13 protein-coding genes, 1 tRNA gene, 1 other RNA gene and 1 pseudogene are annotated in these 15,994 nt (G+C 69.2%); 13 read left to right on the top strand and 3 right to left on the bottom strand.

From position 1 onward, the window contains the following. The first annotated feature begins 202 nt into the window (after window positions 1-202). The 8 genes from pruA to ABZ738_RS24100 all read left to right on the top strand — a co-directional run bounded on the left by pruA (window position 203) and on the right by ABZ738_RS24100 (window position 7,811). Window positions 203-1,831, top strand: coding sequence for an L-glutamate gamma-semialdehyde dehydrogenase (pruA, locus tag ABZ738_RS24135; RefSeq protein ID WP_357216615.1), 1,629 nt, complete (start codon window positions 203-205; stop codon window positions 1,829-1,831). 248 nt (window positions 1,832-2,079) lie between these two features. Continuing rightward, a complete protein-coding gene (locus ABZ738_RS24130) occupies window positions 2,080-2,595 on the top strand; it encodes a PadR family transcriptional regulator (RefSeq protein WP_131054690.1) in 516 nt (171 codons plus the stop codon). A 193-nt stretch (window positions 2,596-2,788) separates the two neighbouring features. Further along, complete coding sequence (gene prfB, locus ABZ738_RS24125) at window positions 2,789-3,910, top strand: peptide chain release factor 2 (protein WP_357216612.1); 1,122 nt, start codon at window positions 2,789-2,791, stop codon at window positions 3,908-3,910. A gap of 118 nt (window positions 3,911-4,028) precedes the next feature. Then, complete coding sequence (ftsE, locus tag ABZ738_RS24120) at window positions 4,029-4,709, top strand: cell division ATP-binding protein FtsE (protein WP_117229384.1); 681 nt, start codon at window positions 4,029-4,031, stop codon at window positions 4,707-4,709. A 68-nt stretch (window positions 4,710-4,777) separates the two neighbouring features. Then, complete coding sequence (gene ftsX, locus ABZ738_RS24115) at window positions 4,778-5,653, top strand: permease-like cell division protein FtsX (protein WP_131054688.1); 876 nt, start codon at window positions 4,778-4,780, stop codon at window positions 5,651-5,653. Between the two features lie 133 nt (window positions 5,654-5,786). Beyond that, complete coding sequence (gene smpB, locus ABZ738_RS24110; RefSeq protein ID WP_131054687.1) at window positions 5,787-6,266, top strand: SsrA-binding protein SmpB; 480 nt, start codon at window positions 5,787-5,789, stop codon at window positions 6,264-6,266. Between the two features lie 107 nt (window positions 6,267-6,373). Further along, window positions 6,374-6,749: a transfer-messenger RNA gene (gene ssrA / locus ABZ738_RS24105) on the top strand. Window positions 6,750-6,842: 93 nt separating this feature from the next. Then, window positions 6,843-7,811 carry a hypothetical protein gene (locus tag ABZ738_RS24100; protein WP_357216608.1) on the top strand — a complete coding sequence of 323 codons (969 nt, stop codon included), beginning with the start codon at window positions 6,843-6,845 and terminating at the stop codon, window positions 7,809-7,811. 55 nt (window positions 7,812-7,866) lie between these two features. Here the strand turns inward: ABZ738_RS24100 and mdlC are convergent, their stop codons facing one another. Further along, window positions 7,867-9,462 carry a benzoylformate decarboxylase gene (gene mdlC / locus ABZ738_RS24095; RefSeq protein ID WP_357216605.1) on the bottom strand — a complete coding sequence of 532 codons (1,596 nt, stop codon included), beginning with the start codon at window positions 9,460-9,462 and terminating at the stop codon, window positions 7,867-7,869. A gap of 271 nt (window positions 9,463-9,733) precedes the next feature. Here mdlC and ABZ738_RS24090 point away from each other — a divergent pair, with 271 nt between their 5' ends. The 3 genes from ABZ738_RS24090 (at window position 9,734) to ABZ738_RS24080 (ending at window position 11,204) form a co-directional block, all read left to right on the top strand. Continuing rightward, window positions 9,734-10,324, top strand: a complete 591-nt coding sequence (locus tag ABZ738_RS24090; RefSeq protein WP_131053527.1) for a YqgE/AlgH family protein — start codon at window positions 9,734-9,736, stop codon at window positions 10,322-10,324. A 100-nt stretch (window positions 10,325-10,424) separates the two neighbouring features. Beyond that, window positions 10,425-10,500, top strand: a tRNA-Ala gene (locus tag ABZ738_RS24085). 305 nt (window positions 10,501-10,805) lie between these two features. Next, entirely contained in the window at window positions 10,806-11,204 is a 399-nt protein-coding gene (locus ABZ738_RS24080; protein WP_357216602.1) for a hypothetical protein, read from the top strand. On the opposite strand, the pseudogene ABZ738_RS24075 reads toward ABZ738_RS24080, so the two are convergent. Continuing rightward, window positions 11,085-12,107 (bottom strand): annotated as a pseudogene (locus ABZ738_RS24075) (recombinase family protein); the annotation flags it as partial. The gene ABZ738_RS24080 and the pseudogene ABZ738_RS24075 sit on opposite strands and share 120 nt — an antisense overlap. Before the next feature lie 144 nt (window positions 12,108-12,251). Here ABZ738_RS24075 and ABZ738_RS24070 point away from each other — a divergent pair. Further along, on the top strand, window positions 12,252-12,494 hold the full coding sequence (locus ABZ738_RS24070) for a hypothetical protein (RefSeq protein WP_357216599.1): 243 nt from the start codon (window positions 12,252-12,254) through the stop codon (window positions 12,492-12,494). Window positions 12,495-13,132: 638 nt separating this feature from the next. Here the strand turns inward: ABZ738_RS24070 and ABZ738_RS24065 are convergent. Then, window positions 13,133-14,011: a replication-relaxation family protein gene (locus ABZ738_RS24065; protein ID WP_357216596.1), complete on the bottom strand. Its 879-nt coding sequence runs from the start codon at window positions 14,009-14,011 to the stop codon at window positions 13,133-13,135. Between the two features lie 345 nt (window positions 14,012-14,356). Between ABZ738_RS24065 and ABZ738_RS24060 the strand changes: the two genes are divergently transcribed. After that, a protein-coding gene (locus ABZ738_RS24060; RefSeq protein ID WP_357216593.1) for an IS3 family transposase occupies window positions 14,357-15,558 on the top strand; the annotation gives its coding sequence in 2 pieces (ribosomal slippage) (window positions 14,357-14,641 and window positions 14,644-15,558; 1,200 coding nt in all). Window positions 15,559-15,994 lie beyond the last annotated feature (436 nt).

Raw genomic sequence — 15,994 nt, 5'->3', positions numbered from 1 at the left:
TACGCCCCATTGGGGCACGAATCCATGCCGGAGAAGGAGAAGTGCCTCCTGATCGACGGTCGTCGGGCGGTCGGGGTGTGATCGACAGAGGCTGGACGTGGGAGTATTGGCCCAGGTCCCGCCACCGTGGGACGGTTTCGTCACCGCGTCCCGCCATCGCGGGACGGGTTCGCCATCGCCGTCGAGATCGCCAGGAGCCCTGATGGACGCCGTGTTCTCCGTACCCGAGCCACACAACGAGCCGGTACGCGCCTACGAGCCGGGCAGCACCGACCGGGAACGGCTCCAACGGCGGCTGACCGAACTCGCCGCCGAGCGTATCGACCTGCCGATGACCATCGCCGGCACCCAGCGGATGGCCGGCGGCGACCCGATCGACGTGGTCCAGCCGCACCGGCACGCGCACGTGCTCGGGGTGACCGGGCACGCCACCCGGGACGACGCGCGGGCCGCCGTCGCGGCGGCCAAGGAGGCCGCCCCCGGCTGGCGGGCCCTGCCCTTCGAGGAGCGCGCGGCGATCTTCCTGCGCGCCGCCGAACTGCTCGCCGGTCCGTGGCGCGACACCCTCAACGCGGCCACCATGCTCGGCCAGTCGAAGACCGCCGTGCAGGCCGAGATCGACGCCGCCTGCGAGTTCATCGACTTCCTGCGGTTCAACGTGCACTTCGCCCGCAAGCTCCTCGCCGAGCAGCCGATGTCCTCGCCCGGGGTGTGGAACCGGTTCGACCACCGGCCGCTGGAGGGCTTCGTCTACGCGGTCACCCCGTTCAACTTCACCGCGATCGCCGGGAACCTGCCCTCGGCACCGGCCCTGCTCGGCAACACCGTGGTCTGGAAGCCAGGCCCGACGCAGCAGTTCGCGGCGCACTTCACCATGCGGCTGTTCGAGGCGGCCGGGCTACCGCCCGGCGTGATCAACATGGTCACCGGTCGGGGCGAGGAGGTCTCCGACGTGGTGCTGGCCGACCCCGACCTGGCCGGCATCCACTTCACCGGCTCCACGAAGGTGTTCCAGCACCTGTGGCGCACGGTCGGGGAGAACATCGCCGGCTACCGTGGCTACCCGAGGCTGGTCGGCGAGACCGGCGGCAAGGACTTCGTCGTGGCGCACCCCAGCGCCGACGTCGACGCCCTGCACACCGCGCTGATCCGGGGCGCCTTCGAGTACCAGGGCCAGAAGTGCTCGGCCGCCTCCCGGGCGTACGTGCCGCGGTCGGTCTGGGACGGCGGCCTGCGCGACCGGCTGGCCGCCACCGCGGACGGGCTCGCCTACGGCGACGTCACCGACTTCCGCAACTTCGGCGGCGCGGTCATCGACGACAAGGCGTTCGCCCGGCACACCGCCGCGCTGGACCTGATCTCCGGCGACGACAGTTGTCGGGTCATCGCGGGCGGCACCGCCGACGACTCGGTCGGCTGGTTCGTCCGCCCGACGATCTTCGAGTGCGGCGATCCCGCCCACGAGACCTTCACCACCGAGTACTTCGGCCCGATCCTCGGCGTGCACGTCTTCGACGACACCCGCTTCGACGACGTGGTCACCCAGGCCGAGTCGATCGCCCCGTACGCCCTGACCGGGTCGATCTTCGCCACCGACCGCCGGGTGGTCGAGGCGGTGGCCGAGCGGATGCGGTACGCGGCCGGCAACTTCTATGTCAACGACAAGCCGACCGGCGCGGTGGTCGGGCAGCAGCCCTTCGGCGGCGCCCGGGCCAGCGGCACCAACGACAAGGCCGGCTCCTGGCACAACCTGGTCCGCTGGACGTCGCCCCGGACGATCAAGGAGACCTTCGTGCCGCCCACCGACCACACCTACCCCCACATGGGCTGAGAGGTAGCGCGACGTAACCGGATGTAAGGAGGGGTCCCCTGCTAACGCCTCGTGTATAGCAGGGGACCCCTCCTTACATCCGGGCCTCGGCGGCGGGGTGGGTGCCGGGGGTGTGGGTGGCCGGAACGGTGCAGGTGGGGCGGCTGCGGGGCACCGTCGTGCGCCGACAGTGCACATAGGAAACCCCAATGGGTGGCGAAACGGTGAAATCCTGGACGCCGGCTCAGCAAAGTGGCAGCGTAAGCGGCATGGCGGAATCCGGAGTCAACCCCACGGCGGCGGCCCTACTCGGGCTGCTCCACGAGGGACCCATGACAGGTGGCCAGTTGATGGCCGCCGCCGAGCGCCGACTGGCGCCGTACTGGTCGATGACCCGCAGCCAGGTCTACCGGGAGTTGCCGGTGCTGGCCGAGCGGGGCTTCGTCCGGCTGGGCAAACCCGGGCCGCGGATGAGTCAACCGTACGCGATCACGGCCGCCGGCAAGCGGACATTCTCCCGCTGGCTCGCGGAGGACCCCGGGCGGGACACCATCCGCAACCCGATCGCCCTGCGTATCGCCTTCGGGCAGTTGCACTCGTCGAGCCAGCTCAAGAACCTCCAGGTGGCGGCCAACGAGTACCACACCGAGGCCCTGGCCCGGGTCCGTGAGCAGGTCAAGAGCGCCAAGAAGGAAGGCGACAACTTCGACGCCAGCGCGTTGGAGTTCGCCGTGGCCTACCACAAGGCCGCCCTGACCTGGCTCAAGAGCGCCCCCGTCGGCTGACGACCCGCCCGGGCAGGATGGATCGGGTCGGGACTGCCGCGCCCGGAGCCCGATCTCCTCGCCCGAGCGGACCGGATTTGGCCCGGGACTGCCGCGCCCGGAGCCCGATCTCCTCGCCCGAGCCGGGTGTATTTGGCCCGGGACTGCGGGGCTCGCAAGCTCACTCCTCGCCCGAGCAGTAGTCTTGTCTGTCGTGACCGCTGCCGACTACGCCGAACAGCTCAAGGACCTCGACGCCACCCTGCGCAACATCGAGGCGGTGCTCGACCTCGATCGCCTGCGCGCGGACAAGGCCCGCCTGGAGCAGGAGGCGTCCGCCCCGGACCTGTGGGACGACCAGGCCCGGGCGCAGCAGGTGACCTCCCAGCTCTCCTACGTCAACGGGGAGATCGACAAGCTCGGCAGCCTGCGCGCGCGGATCGACGACGCGAACGTGCTGTTGGAGCTCGCCGAAGCCGAGGCCGACTCCGGTGTGCTCACCGAGGTCGAGACGGAGATCGCCAGACTGGGCAAGGCCGTCCAGGAGATGGAGGTCCGCACCCTGCTCTCCGGCGAGTACGACTCCCGGGAGGCGCTGGTGGCCATCCGGGCCGGCGCCGGTGGCGTGGACGCGGCGGACTTCGCCGAGATGCTGCTGCGGATGTACCTGCGCTGGGCGGAACGGCACGGCTACCCGACGGAGGTCTACGAGACCTCCTACGCCGAGGAGGCGGGCCTGAAGTCGGCCACCTTCACGGTGAAGGTGCCGTACGCGTACGGCACGCTCAGCGTGGAGTCGGGCACCCACCGGCTGGTGCGGATCAGTCCGTTCGACAACCAGGGCCGGCGGCAGACCAGCTTCGCCGGGGTCGAGGTGCTGCCGGTGGTGGAGCAGACCGACCACATCGACATCCCCGAGAACGAGATGCGGATCGACGTCTACCGGTCGTCCGGACCGGGTGGACAGAGCGTCAACACCACCGACTCCGCCGTGCGGATCACGCACATTCCGACCGGCATCGTGGTGACCTGCCAGAACGAGAAGTCGCAGCTCCAGAACAAGGCGTCGGCGTTGCGGGTGCTCCAGGCCCGGCTGTTGGAGCGCAAGCGCCAGGAGGAGCAGGCCAAGCTCCAGGGCCTGAAGACCGACGCGGCGGGCTCCTGGGGCGACCAGATGCGGTCGTACGTTCTGCACCCTTATCAGATGGTGAAGGATCTGCGGACCGAGCAGGAGACCGGCAACCCGAGTTCCGTCTTCGACGGTGAGCTGGACTCCTTCATCGAGGCGGGCATCCGCTGGCGCAAGCAGCAGCAACTGGCCGGCGACAGTGCGTGATCGATCGTGGGCGGATTGCAGCATCGATCTCCACCTGACGTGCTGATTAGATGACATGGCCCGCAACGGCGGGGCGTGGGACTTGGCACGACAGTTACACCGCGTAGACTCACCACCCGTGATTCAGCTTGAGCAAGTGACGAAGACGTACCCGAAGGCGTCGCGGCCTTCGCTCGACAACGTGTCCGTGTCGATCGACAAGGGCGAGTTCGTCTTCTTCATCGGCCCATCCGGCTCCGGCAAGTCCACGATCATCAAGATGCTGCTCCACGAGGTGGCCCCCAACAAGGGTCGCGTCGTGGTGAACGGCAAGGACGTGACGTCGATGCGCTCCTGGAAGCGCCCGCACTTCCGTCGCTCGATCGGCTGCGTCTTCCAGGACTTCCGGCTGCTGCCGAACCGCACGGCGTACGAGAACGTGGCCTTCGCGCTCGAGGTGATCGGCAAGACCAAGGCGGTGGCCCGCCGGGTCGTGCCGGAGGTCCTGGAGCTGGTCGGTCTCGGCGGCAAGGAGCACCGTTACCCGCACGAGCTCTCCGGTGGTGAGCAGCAGCGTGTGGCGGTGGCCCGGGCGTTCGTGAACCGCCCGCTGATCCTGCTGGCGGACGAGCCGACCGGAAACCTGGACCCGGACACCTCCATCGAGATCATGCGCCTGCTGGACCGGATCAACCGCACCGGCACGACCGTCGTGATGGTCACGCACGACTCCAACATCGTGAACCAGATGCGGCGCCGCGTCATCGAGATCGAGAGTGGGCGCATCGTTCGCGACCAGGCCCGCGGCGTCTACGGGTGACGAGCGCAACCCACCGCACCCCGATCTGACGACGAACACCTCACGCCGGAGAGCCGGAGGAAATCCCGATGCGGATGAAATACGTCCTGTCCGAGGTACTGGTCGGACTGTGGCGCAACGTGACCATGACCATCGCGATGATCATCACGATGGGGGTCTCGCTGACCATGCTCGGCGCCAGCGGCCTGATCTACACCAAGGTCGCCGACATGAAGCAGCTCTACTTCGAGAACATCGAGGTCTCGATCTTCCTTGAGGCCGATGTCTCCGAGGAGCAGCGGACCGCGATCGCCGGCCAACTGGAGGCCGACCCGCTGATCTCGCAGGTCACCTATGTCAACAAGGACGAGGCGTTCCAGCGCTTCCAGGAGATGTTCCGCGACTCGCCGGACCTGCTGAGCGCGGTCAAGGCCGACCAGCTGCCGGAGTCGTACCGGCTCAGGCTGGTGGACCCGGAGCAGTACCGGACCATCGCCGACCAGTACACCGGGACGGCCGGCGTCGACCAGGTCGTCGACCAGAGTCAGGTGCTCGACAAGATCTTCAACCTCTTCACCGCCGGGCAGAACATCGCACTCGTCGCGGCCGTCGCGATGGCTGTCGCGGCGCTGCTGCTGGTGGCCAACACGATCCAGGTGGCGGCGTACAGCAAGCGGCGTGAGGTCGCGGTCATGAAACTGGTCGGTGCCTCCAACTGGTTCATCCAGGCACCGTTCGTGCTGGAGGCGGTGGTCGCCGGTCTGATCGGCTCGGTCCTCGGCCTCGGAGCGCTGGTCGCCTTGAAGGTGTTCCTCTTCGACGGCGCGCTCAGCGCTCTCCAGGGGCTCTTCGCGCCGGTGAGCTGGGGCGAGATCCTGCTGACCTTCCCGATCATGGCCGGTGTCGGTGGTTTGATCAGCGCGGTCACCGCCTGGGTCACCCTCCGCTTCTACCTGCGGGTCTAAGGCAGCCTCGGCAGGGCCCGCCGGCGTCGGAATAAACGGCGCGGGCGGGCCCTTGTCGTTCGGGTAGCATGATCTCCGCTCTGCGGCGGGCCGCGTCGCCGGCCGGGAGCGTTCACGAGAGAGGGGGCCGGCGATGCCACGGGAAAAGGGACGCAAGGTCGTCGCCTCCAACAAGAAGGCCCGGCACGACTTCGCCATCCTCGACACGTACGAGGCGGGCATGGCGTTGACCGGCACCGAGGTGAAGTCGCTGCGGGCCGGGCGGGCGTCGCTCGTCGACGCGTTCGCCCAGGAACGTGACGGCGAGATGTTCCTGCACGGGATGCACATCCCCGAGTACACCCAGGGCACCTGGACCAACCACGAGCCCCGGCGGACCCGGAAGTTGCTGCTCAAGCGGCTGGAGATCGACCGGCTGATCGGCAAGATCCGGGAGAGCGGTCTGACGCTGGTGCCGTTGCAGGTCTACTTCCAGGACGGCTGGGCCAAGGTGGAGATCGGCCTCGCCAAGGGCAAGAAGGCGTACGACAAGCGCCAGGACCTCGCCAAGCGGGACGCGGACCGGGAGATCGCGCGGGCCGTCGGTCGGCGCGGCAAGGGGATGGATAGTTGATTTGTCCGGATCATCCTTTTCCTGGTCGGTCGACCCGGGCTCGGGATGAATCCGGTTGCGGCAGGCGTTAGGCTTGTCGGAGTCGCCGGAGTCCGGCGGCACGTCGAGGGGGTGACTGGTTTCGACTTCGTGTGTTGCGGCAGGGGAAGCGAGCCGAGGAAGCCGACGTCGTCTCGAGAATCGTTCGTCGGAAACCAATAAGCGCCAAGAACAATCGCGCTGACTTCGCTCTCGCCGCCTGAGGCGAGTAGTGAGTCTGTCGGCCTGGGAGCGCCTTCGACCCAGATAGCCGGCATCAGCTAGAAGGCTGGCCAACCGGACCCGGTCGCGGGGTCCGTGCGGCGAGATTAATCAGCGACTGGGCCCGTCACACCGACTCGCTCGCGTGATCGGAGGGGCCGAGTAGAGGCACAGCGAGCTGCGCTCGGAGAAGCCCTGACAAGGCAGCGAAGGACCCGGGTTCGATTCCCGGCACCTCCACCCCCGTACTGCGCGCCCCGGTCGTCACGACCGGGGCGCGCAGTCGTTCCCGCCCCGGCTGCGGAACCCCGTCGGGCGTTCACCCGTCGAACCGGTATGCGCCGATCAGTCGCCCTGTTGGGCCTGCCCCTGATGATGATCGTGGCCGGATGCGCTCCGGTGGGAACCGAGCCGGACGAGTCCGGAGCCGCGTCCGGCCAGTCGGGTGGCCCGAAGGACCGGCAGGGGGCGTTCACCCAGCGGGCGGCGGCGGTGGCGCAGGCATGGCAGCCCGACGACGCGTGGACCACGGGATTCGTACCGTTGCAGGAACCCACCGTGCTCGTCGGCGACCCCGACTTCACCCCACAGACCAAGACCGCCTTCCAGGCCGGGTGGTACCGCGCCACCGTGGACCTGCCCGACCGGAAGCCGGCCGACGGCACCGTACGCTTCCCGGACGGTTCGGCACGGGTGCCGCTGGTCAGCGCGGCGCAGGCGTACCGCGAACTGCGCCAGGGCGACCCCGGCGCCTGCCCGGGGCCGACGGACCCCGCCATCCCGCCGGCACCCGCGCCGGGCGGTGGACCGGACAGCGCGGTCGGCAGCCGGCCGCAGGGTGACTGCGTCGCGCTCACCGTCACCAGGGTCGAACTGGGTACCGCGCCGGTACACACCGCCCGGGGGGCGGCGCAGGTGCCGGCATGGCTGTTCACCGTGCCGGAGATCGGCGCGGTGGTGGCCCGGGTCGCGGTCGCGCCCGAGGCGGTCGCCACCCCGCCCGCGCCGGTGCCGCCGTCCGAGACGCCCGAACCGGGCCTGGTGGGCGCGCAGGACATCGAGGCGGTCGAGGGGACGACGCTGAGGCACCGGCTCGGGGTGGGCAGCTGCGACACCGAGATCACCCCGTTGGTCTGGGAACAGGACCACGTGATCGTGGTCGGCGGCACCGTCGTGCCGCCGACCGGCGGCTGCGACGAGATGCTCAACCTGCACCCGGCCGAGGTGACGCTGAAAGCCCCGGTGGGCGCGCGCCCGGTCCTGGACGTGCTCAGCGGTTCCCCGCTCCGCGTGGTCGCCGGCTGAGATGTAAGGAGGGGACCCCTGCTATGCACGAGGCGTTAGTAGGGGACCCCTCCTTTCACAAGATCGGGGGGATGTCGGTGCGGATGGGGACGGGCAGCACGGTCGGACCGTCGGCGCGCAGCGCGGTGCCGAGCGCCTCGCCGAGCCCGTCCGGAGTGTCGACCACGGTGGCGGCGCACCCGTAGCCGCGCGCGATCGCCGCGATGTCCAACCCGGGCAGGTCCAGCCCGGGTACGCCGGGCGTCTGCTTGAGGTCGGCGAACGCCTTGAGGATGGCGTACTGCTGGTTCACCGGCACCACCACGGCCAGCGGCAGCCGCAACTGGGCGGCGGTCCACAGCGCCTGCACGGAGTAGTGGAACGAGCCGTCGCCGATCACCGCGACCACCGGTCGGTGGCGGCCGGTGTCGCGTTGCGCCAGCGCGATGCCGACCGCCGCGGGCAGCCCGTAGCCGAGCCCGCCGCTGGCCATGGTGAAGTACGAACCGGGCCGGGTGAACCGCAGCCGCCGCCGCAGGGCGGAGAGGTTCGACGGCGACTCCTGCACCAGCACCCCGTCCTCGGGCCAGTGCGCGGCCAGCGCGGCGAAGAGGGCGTCGGCGCTGAGCGGGACGGTGTCCGCCACCGCCGAGGGCTCGGCGCGGACCGGCGGTGGGGGCCGGTCGGCGGGCGGCACCCGGTCGGCCAGCGCGGCGAGGGCGAGCCCGGCGTCGCCGAGCAGGCTGTCGCCGACCGGTGCCCGGGCCGCCTCCTCCGGGTCGTCGGTGACGTGCAGCAGGCGTACGCCGTCGGGCAGCGTCTCGCCCGGTACGTGCGGGTAGTAGCGGAACACCGGGGCGCCGACCACCAGCACCGTGTCGTGTCCGCGGAGGCGCTCGGCCAGCGGGGCGATCGCGAAGGGCAGGACGCCCTGGAAGTGCGGGTGGTCCTCGGGGAAGGCGGTCCGCTCGGGTGCGGGCGCCGTCCAGACCGGGGCGGCCAGCCGCTCGGCCAGCGCGACCGCGTGCTCCCATGCTCCGGCGCGGTCCACGGCGGCACCGAGCACGATCGCCGGTGACCGGCTGTCCGCCAACACCGTGGCGAACTCGGCGAGCCGGTACGGGTCGGGAGCGAACCGGGTGGCCACCGTGCGGGCCTCGGGTGGCGGGTCGGCGGGCTGGGCCCAGTCGTCCAGCGGCAGGGAGAGGAAGACCGGCCCGGTCGGCGGCTGGACGGCGGTGGCGTACGCCCGCATCAGCGCCGCCGGTACGTCCTGCGCGCGGACCGGTTCGTGGGCCCACTTGACGTACGGCTGCGGCAGCTCGGTGGGGTGCCGGGCGGTGAGTCGGGGTTCGAGCAGCAGCATCTCCCGGGTCTGCTGACCGGCGGTGACGATCAGCGGGGTCCGGTTGTGCCAGGCGGTGACGATGTTGCCCATGGCGTTGCCGGTGCCCGGCGCGGTGTGCAGGTTGACGTGGGCGGGCCCGCCGGTCGCCTGGGCGTACCCGTCGGCCATGCCCACCGCCGACGCCTCCTGGAGGGCCAGCACGTAGTGGAAGTCGTCGGGGAAGTCCTGGAGGAAGGGCTCCTCGGTGGAACCGGGGTTGCCGAAGACGGTGGTCATGCCGAGGGCGCGGAGCAGCTCGTAGGTGGTGTCCCGGACCGTTGTCATCGTCTTCGAATCTATCCGGGCGGCTCGGTCCACCAGGGGTTTTCGCCTCTGTTCGGCGGCCGGTGGGGCCCGCTGGCCCGGTTGTCGGCCCGGTTTCGCCGCCCCCCGCCGACACCGGTGTCGATCACCCGACGATCAGACCTTCGCGACCGCCGTGGACGCAGGCTATGGTGCCAGGCATGGCAAAGACAGCGTGGATGGTGCCGATCGGGTCCGCCGTCCCGATGTGTGGTCGCTTCCGCTGCCCGGTACACGGTTGACGGGTGCGGTGATGCAGGGAGAGGGGCAGGCGATCGGCGGACGGGCGACGGAGTCGATGGCGGGCAAGCTGATGGTGGCGACGCCAGCGCTGAAGGACCCGAACTTCGACCGCACAGTCGTGTTGCTGGTCGCGCACGAACCCGGCGGCGCGCTCGGCGTGGTGCTCAACCGGGCGACCGAGGTGGCAGTGGCCGACGTGCTGCGCGACTGGGGCGATCTGGCCCGCCATCCGGCCGTGTTGTTCGAGGGCGGCCCGGTGCAGCCCGACTCGGCGATCTGTCTGGCCCGGATGCGGCAGCCGGTCCGTCGACTCAAGGGCTTCCACCAGGTCTCCGGAGCGGTCGGCACGCTCGACCTCTCGGTCGACCCGCAGCGGCTGCGGGAGAGCGTGGAGAGCATCCGGGTCTTCGCCGGGTACGCGGGCTGGGGCGCGGGACAGTTGGAGCAGGAGATCGAGGACGGCTCCTGGTTCGTGCTGGACGCGCTGCCCGGTGACGCGTTCGTCGACCGTCCGGACGACCTGTGGCCGATGGTGCTGCGCAGGCAGGGCGGCATGATGGCCGCGGTGGCGCACTTCCCCCCGGACGTGGCACTGAACTGAGGGCTCCGACGCCGTCTCGCGGGGGACCCCCGCGAGATGACCATGCCGCCGACCGTGTGTATAGTTCTCCCAGTGCCCGGGCAGTCGGGCGCGACAGCAAGGGGCCGTGGCGCAGCTGGTAGCGCACCACACTGGCAGTGTGGGGGTCAGGGGTTCGAGTCCCCTCGGCTCCACCAACCTCACCATTGCGCAAACTGGTGGGTGTGGTGGTTGAGGCAGCGCCGGTGTCGTCGGTGACGACACCGGCTGCGGTGCCGGCGTTGGGGATCTTGAACACGGGGATCACTTCGTCCTTCTCGTTGATGCGGATCTCGGCGATGAGGGCTTCGATGGCGCGTTTGCGTTCGCCGGAAGTGCCATCGGCCATGACGTGGTTGAGGTAGGCACGGAGCCGTTCGATGGTGCCGGTTGGTGGTGGGGCCGGCTCGTTGTCGAGGCTGGCGGCGAGGTCATCGCGGTGCGCCTGTAGTTGTGTGATCTTGTGTCGGAGTTCGGTGATGCGGGGTCCGGCGGTGACGTCGTCCATCGTGCCGTTCTCGAACGCGTGGTGGTAGCGCTCGATGGCCGCTTGGGTGTTGGTGATCTGGGCGGTGATGGCGTCGAGTTCGGCGTGTCGGTCGGCGTGGGTGTTGTGGAACTGTTGGCGGGCTTCGGCGATGACCTTGTCCAGGATGGTGTGGGCGTTGGTGTAGAAGTCGTGCAGGGCTTGCAGGACGGCGGTGTCGGCGGCGTCGGCGGCGAGCCGGACTCCGTTGCAGCCGGAGGCGCCGTAGCGGTTGCGGGAAAAGCAGGTGTAGTAGCGGTAGCGGGCGTTGCGGCCCCGCACGGCGGTGCCGATGTACTTGCGTCCGCAGTCGGGACAGGTGATCAGCCCGGTTAGGTGGTACTCGCTGGGGGAGGCGGCTCGCTGGTTGTGGGTGTCGGCGCGGGCGGTGGCGAGGTCGCGGGCGGCGTTGAAGGTGTCGCGGTCGATGAGGGGTTCGTGAGCGTCGGTGACGTAGACGTCGCGGTAGGCGATGTCGCCGACGTAGGCGGGGTTGTCGAGGATGCGGGCGATGGTGTAGCCGGACCAGGGTTTGCCGGTGCGGTTGCGGACGCCGCGTTGGTTGAGTTCGGTGGCGATGGCGCGGGTGCCGAGGCGTTGTTGGGTGTAGAGGCGGAAGATGTCGCGCAGGATCGGTGCCTCTTCGGGGTGAGGTACGAGTTTCTGACTGTCGCGGTCGACGTGGTAGCCGTAGGGGCGGGTGCCCCCCGGCCATTTTCCTTTTCCGGCTTTGGTGGACATGCCGTTGATCACCCTGTCGATGATGGTTTCTCGTTCGAATTCGGCGAAGACGCCGAGGAGTTGGACGAGCATCCGGCCGATGGGGGTGGAGGTGTCGAATGGTTCGGTCGCGGAGCAGAAAGCCACTCCCGCGTCATCCAACTCGTGCAGCAGATCGAGGAGGTCGGAGAGTCGGCGGGAGAATCGGTCGACGCGGACGACGAGGAGGACGTCGTATTGGCTGGCTTTGGCGGCGCGCAGGGCGCGTTGCAGGTCGGGTCGGTCGGTGGTGGCGCCGGAGGCGTCGTCGCTGAACTCCAGCACGAGGGTCCAGCCGGGCTGGGAGTTGATGTAGCTGCGCAGCGAGGCGATCTGGGCGTCGATGGAGAAGGGTTGGTGTTCGTCGTCGGTGGAGCGTCGGGTGTAGATGGCGATGCGGCGCAAGCCGGGATCACCGGCGTGGCTGCTGCTGGCGTGGCGGCGCTTGCTGCGCCGCGTGTGCGGGGTGGGGGCTGCCATGGGCGATGGCTTCCTTCGCGCAGGGGCGACCTGGTCCGGCCGGGCCGCTGAGTTGGACGTTCCGGGGTGCCGGGGTGGACTCCTGGCGGGCGTCCACCACTCCTCGGTCGGTTATGTGGCGTGGTCGGGGTGTGCGCGCCAGTAGTGGGCGACCAGAACGGCGAGGGCGTGCACGGCTTCATTTTCTTCCTCGGCTGTCATGGTGACCGTTTCTATTCGTCCGACGCGTATATCGGTCATGGTGGCGGGTGCGCGGCGACGGCGACCAGTGATTTGCCGATGCTTCGATGGTGGCGCGTTCGCCGTTTCGCCGCGTGTTTCGTTTTCATCATACCCGTTTCGGGTATTGTCGCCTGCGGCGTGGGTGGGCATATTCCTCCGGAATAGCTGTCAGCGAATCTCGTGAGCGTGAAGAGGAAGTGCATTGGCTTCGGGCTCCTTTCTGAGCTGATTTCTGTGTGCCTGATCGAGTTGCGTCCGGTCAGGGCCGTCGGTGGTACCTCCTGTGCGTGGGCGCGGACGCGGCGCTGGTGCCAAGGGCCCCGCGAGTGTCAGGATCGGGTGAGGACCTCCTGCGCAGGTTGTCGAGTCGCTGGGCGATGAGGGCTTGTTTCTTGGCCGAGGCGGGGGGTGCACGGGGCGTGCTCCGGTCGCGGGTGGGCGTCATGGTCATCACCTCTCTACGGCGCTCGCCGTGCTGGTCGTGTGTGGAGTTCTTTCGGTCTGCCTGGTCGGGGCGCGAGATGGTAGCTCCGCGATCTGTCAGGGCAAGGGGTGTGAACCTGTCCGGATCTGTCACCGAGGCAGGCGGCCGGGCGGTGACAGATCCAGAGCTGCCAAGGTCGATTCACGGCGGACGGGTGCTGCGGCAGCGATCACCGCGTGGTGGCGGTGAGCATGTCCAGCCGTGCCGACGCTGCTGTTGGTCGCCGCTGTCGTGCGCCGCTGCGCCGTTGTGACGGGACCGGCGCTGGGGGCGGCTACCTTGGGGCGGGTGAGGCGGCCGTGTGCCGTCACGGGCAGTTTCAGGCTGCTTTCGTCTCCTCGCTGATGACGGTGTCGGCGAGGGCGGCCAGCCGTATCAGCCCGCCGGGGTGGTGGTGCAGCCACCACACCGACTCGGCTGGGCTCTTGCCGGCGTGGGTCGCTTCGTCGCGGGCGGCTGTGGCTACCGGGATCCGGACTTTGGCTTCCGAGAGGCGTTGGTGCAGGTGGCGTTCACGGGTGGCGGAGTGCAGCCAGAACAGCACCGGCCAGACGCGTCTGGTGACGGCGGCCAGCTTCTCGTATGCGGTGATCTTGTCTACCAACACCGACAGGCGTTCGGTGCCGGTGTCGTGTTCCAGGAAGAACGGCACTTGGTCGTCGTGTTCGACCCAGATGCCGTGTCCGTCGGGGCGTACGCGGGCGGTGTAGGCGCGGACCTGGACGGGATCGTCAGGCTCGGCGAACGCGCCCATGCGTTGCGTCCGGGATGCCGGCCACCACCGCACCAGACGGGCTTCTGGATGGGTGCGGGCGTGGCCGGCCAGTTCGATGAAGAACTGGTTGATGCCGAGCAGGTGCGGCAGGTTGGCCCGGTTCGTCAGGTGCCAGCGGCGTTTGCGGGCGGCGTCGCGGCGGGGAAGGTCGTCTTCGCGTTGGGTGCAGACGACGTCGACGCCGAGTTGGTCGAGTAAATAGTGGTAGGGGTAGGAGCCCCCCTCGGGTCGCTGGGGTCGGAACCGGGCGAGGACACCGAGGGTGGTGAGCTTGCGGAGTCGTTCCTGGGCGAAGTCAACGGACGGAAACAGGGCGTGGGCGATCTGCGCGGTGGTGAGCACGCCGTGGTCGGCCAGCCAGCCGAGCAGGACGTGATCGCGGTCGGTCAGGGCGGACTGCACCCGCAGGACGTGATCGGTCATAGGCAGTCTCCTAACGTCGTCGCTAGTCCCCACGGGGGAGACCCATACATGGGTCTGTCGCGGCAGCGCTGCAGCTGCGGACAGCGGCCGTGACCTGCCCTGACAGGTCTGGGGTGGGGTCCGTTTGGGGGTCCGGGTCAAGGTGGACCACCATCCGGAGAACCGAACGGAGCCCCGGACGGAGGTCAAGGCGGAATCTGTCAACGCCGCACAGCCGATCCTGTTGGCTGGCCGTGGGCGTGAGCGGATGTTGGTGTTGGGTAGACACGGTGGGTACTCTGGGCTTCCCCCTGAGATGTGGACACCCTGAGACTGGATGTTGGTCCAGAGGAAGGGGTGTCCCCGTTGGGGCGTCCATCGAAGTACACGGAAGAGTTTCAGCGTGATGCGGTTGACCTGGTCGGTTCGTCGGGGCGGCCGATCAACCAGGTTGCGCGTGAGCTTGGGTTGAGTCACGAGACGCTGCGGAACTGGGTCCGTAAGCGGGAGCGGCAGGCCGGGACGGGTCCGGCGGCTTCGGGTGACGGGGTGTCGGTGGCGGACAAGGACGCGGAGATCGCCCGGCTGCGGCGTGAGGTTGCTGAGTTGCGGCAGGAGAAGGAGATCCTGCGTAAGGCAGCCGCCTATTTCGCGAAGGAGATGGATCGGTGACCAGCCGCTTCCGGTTCATCTCCACCCACCGCGCCACCTACGGCGTCAAGCGGCTGTGCCGGATCCTGGCGGTCTCCCGCTCCGGGTTCTACCGCTGGACGGTCAGCGAGCCGGCCCGTCAGGCTCGCGCCGCCGACGAGGACGCCCTCGCCGAGCAGATCACCGGGGTTCACGCCGACTCCGGGGGCACCTACGGGTCGCCGCGGGTGACCGTCGAACTGCGCTGTCAGGGCGTGCGGGTCAACCGCAAGCGGGTCGAGCGGATCATGCGGCAGCGTGACGTGGTGGGCCGGCATCTGCGCCGCCGCAAACGCACCACGATCCCCGACCCGGCCGCCCCGCCGACGCCGGACCTGATCGGCCGAGACTTCACCGCCACCGCACCGGACCAGCGGTGGTGCGGCGACATCACCTACCTGCGTGTCGGGGCCGGCTGGTTGTTCCTGGCGACGGTCATCGACATCGCCACCCGCCGCCTGATCGGCTGGTCGATCAACACCCACATGCGCACCGGCCTGGTCATCGACGCTCTCGACGCCGCAGTCGCCGCCCGTGGCGGCCGGGTCGACGGGGTGATCTTCCACGCGGACAGAGGTGCCCAATACCGCAGTGGCGCCTTCGCTGATACCTGCCGCCGTCACGGCGTGCGCCGCTCGATGGGGCGGATCGGCTCGTCGTATGACAACGCCTTGGCAGAGGCGTTCTTCGCCACTCTCAAACGTGAACTCGATGTCGACCGACGTCGTTGGGCCACCGAGACCGACGCCCGCCGCGACGTGTTCCGGTGGATCGCCTTCTACAACCACCGCCGACGCCACTCCGCGTTGAACTATCTCAGCCCTGCCGACTACGAACAGACACTCGCACCGACTACGCTGCACCAGATCGCGGCATAACCCGGTGTCCACATCCCGGGGGGAACCTCACTCCTCGAACGTGATGTGGGACCGACAGGTGGTGGCGTCGCCTGGCGGGCGTGGTGGTGTTGTGCGGGCGGCCCGTTTCGCTGCTCCTCGGGCTCATGGAGGGCAGGCGGGAGCCTCGCCGGATCGTGAGCACCAGGCTGGGCTGCTGATGGTGCGCGGCTTCCACTGTGGACGTCTCAACAAACGTTCGCCAAGCGGCGCATGCCGGGCATTGGGCCGAGTAGGGGGATAGGTGGCATCGCCCGTGCGGGGAGACGGGTAGCCCGCAGCGGTGCGACAAACGAGGAACGGAAGGGGTCAGCAGCGGACGACCCCGAGGGTGCGCCGCTGACACGACTCCGCACGGCGGGGGCCGCCCACTACGGCGCGGTGTCCGTCGCCGACCTGCCTCAACGGGCTCGGTGGG

It is taken from the genome of Micromonospora sp. NPDC047793, assembly GCF_040642635.1.
Taxonomy (GTDB): Bacteria; Actinomycetota; Actinomycetes; order Mycobacteriales; family Micromonosporaceae; genus Micromonospora.
The sequence above is the reverse complement of the archived record's forward strand: the minus strand, read 5'-3'. Positions and strand labels throughout refer to the sequence as shown.

Bases quoted from the DNA above. Each gene is read 5' to 3' on its own strand.
- pruA (WP_357216615.1), top strand. From the start codon at position 203: ATGGACGCCGTGTTCTCCGTACCCGAGCCACACAACGAGCCGGTACGC.
- ABZ738_RS24130 (WP_131054690.1), top strand. From the start codon at position 2,080: ATGGCGGAATCCGGAGTCAACCCCACGGCGGCGGCCCTACTCGGGCTG.
- ftsX (WP_131054688.1), top strand. From the start codon at position 4,778: ATGCGGATGAAATACGTCCTGTCCGAGGTACTGGTCGGACTGTGGCGC.
- smpB (WP_131054687.1), top strand. From the start codon at position 5,787: ATGCCACGGGAAAAGGGACGCAAGGTCGTCGCCTCCAACAAGAAGGCC.
- ABZ738_RS24100 (WP_357216608.1), top strand. From the start codon at position 6,843: ATGCGCCGATCAGTCGCCCTGTTGGGCCTGCCCCTGATGATGATCGTG.
- mdlC (WP_357216605.1), bottom strand. From the start codon at position 9,462: ATGACAACGGTCCGGGACACCACCTACGAGCTGCTCCGCGCCCTCGGC.
- ABZ738_RS24090 (WP_131053527.1), top strand. From the start codon at position 9,734: ATGCAGGGAGAGGGGCAGGCGATCGGCGGACGGGCGACGGAGTCGATG.
- ABZ738_RS24065 (WP_357216596.1), bottom strand. From the start codon at position 14,011: ATGACCGATCACGTCCTGCGGGTGCAGTCCGCCCTGACCGACCGCGAT.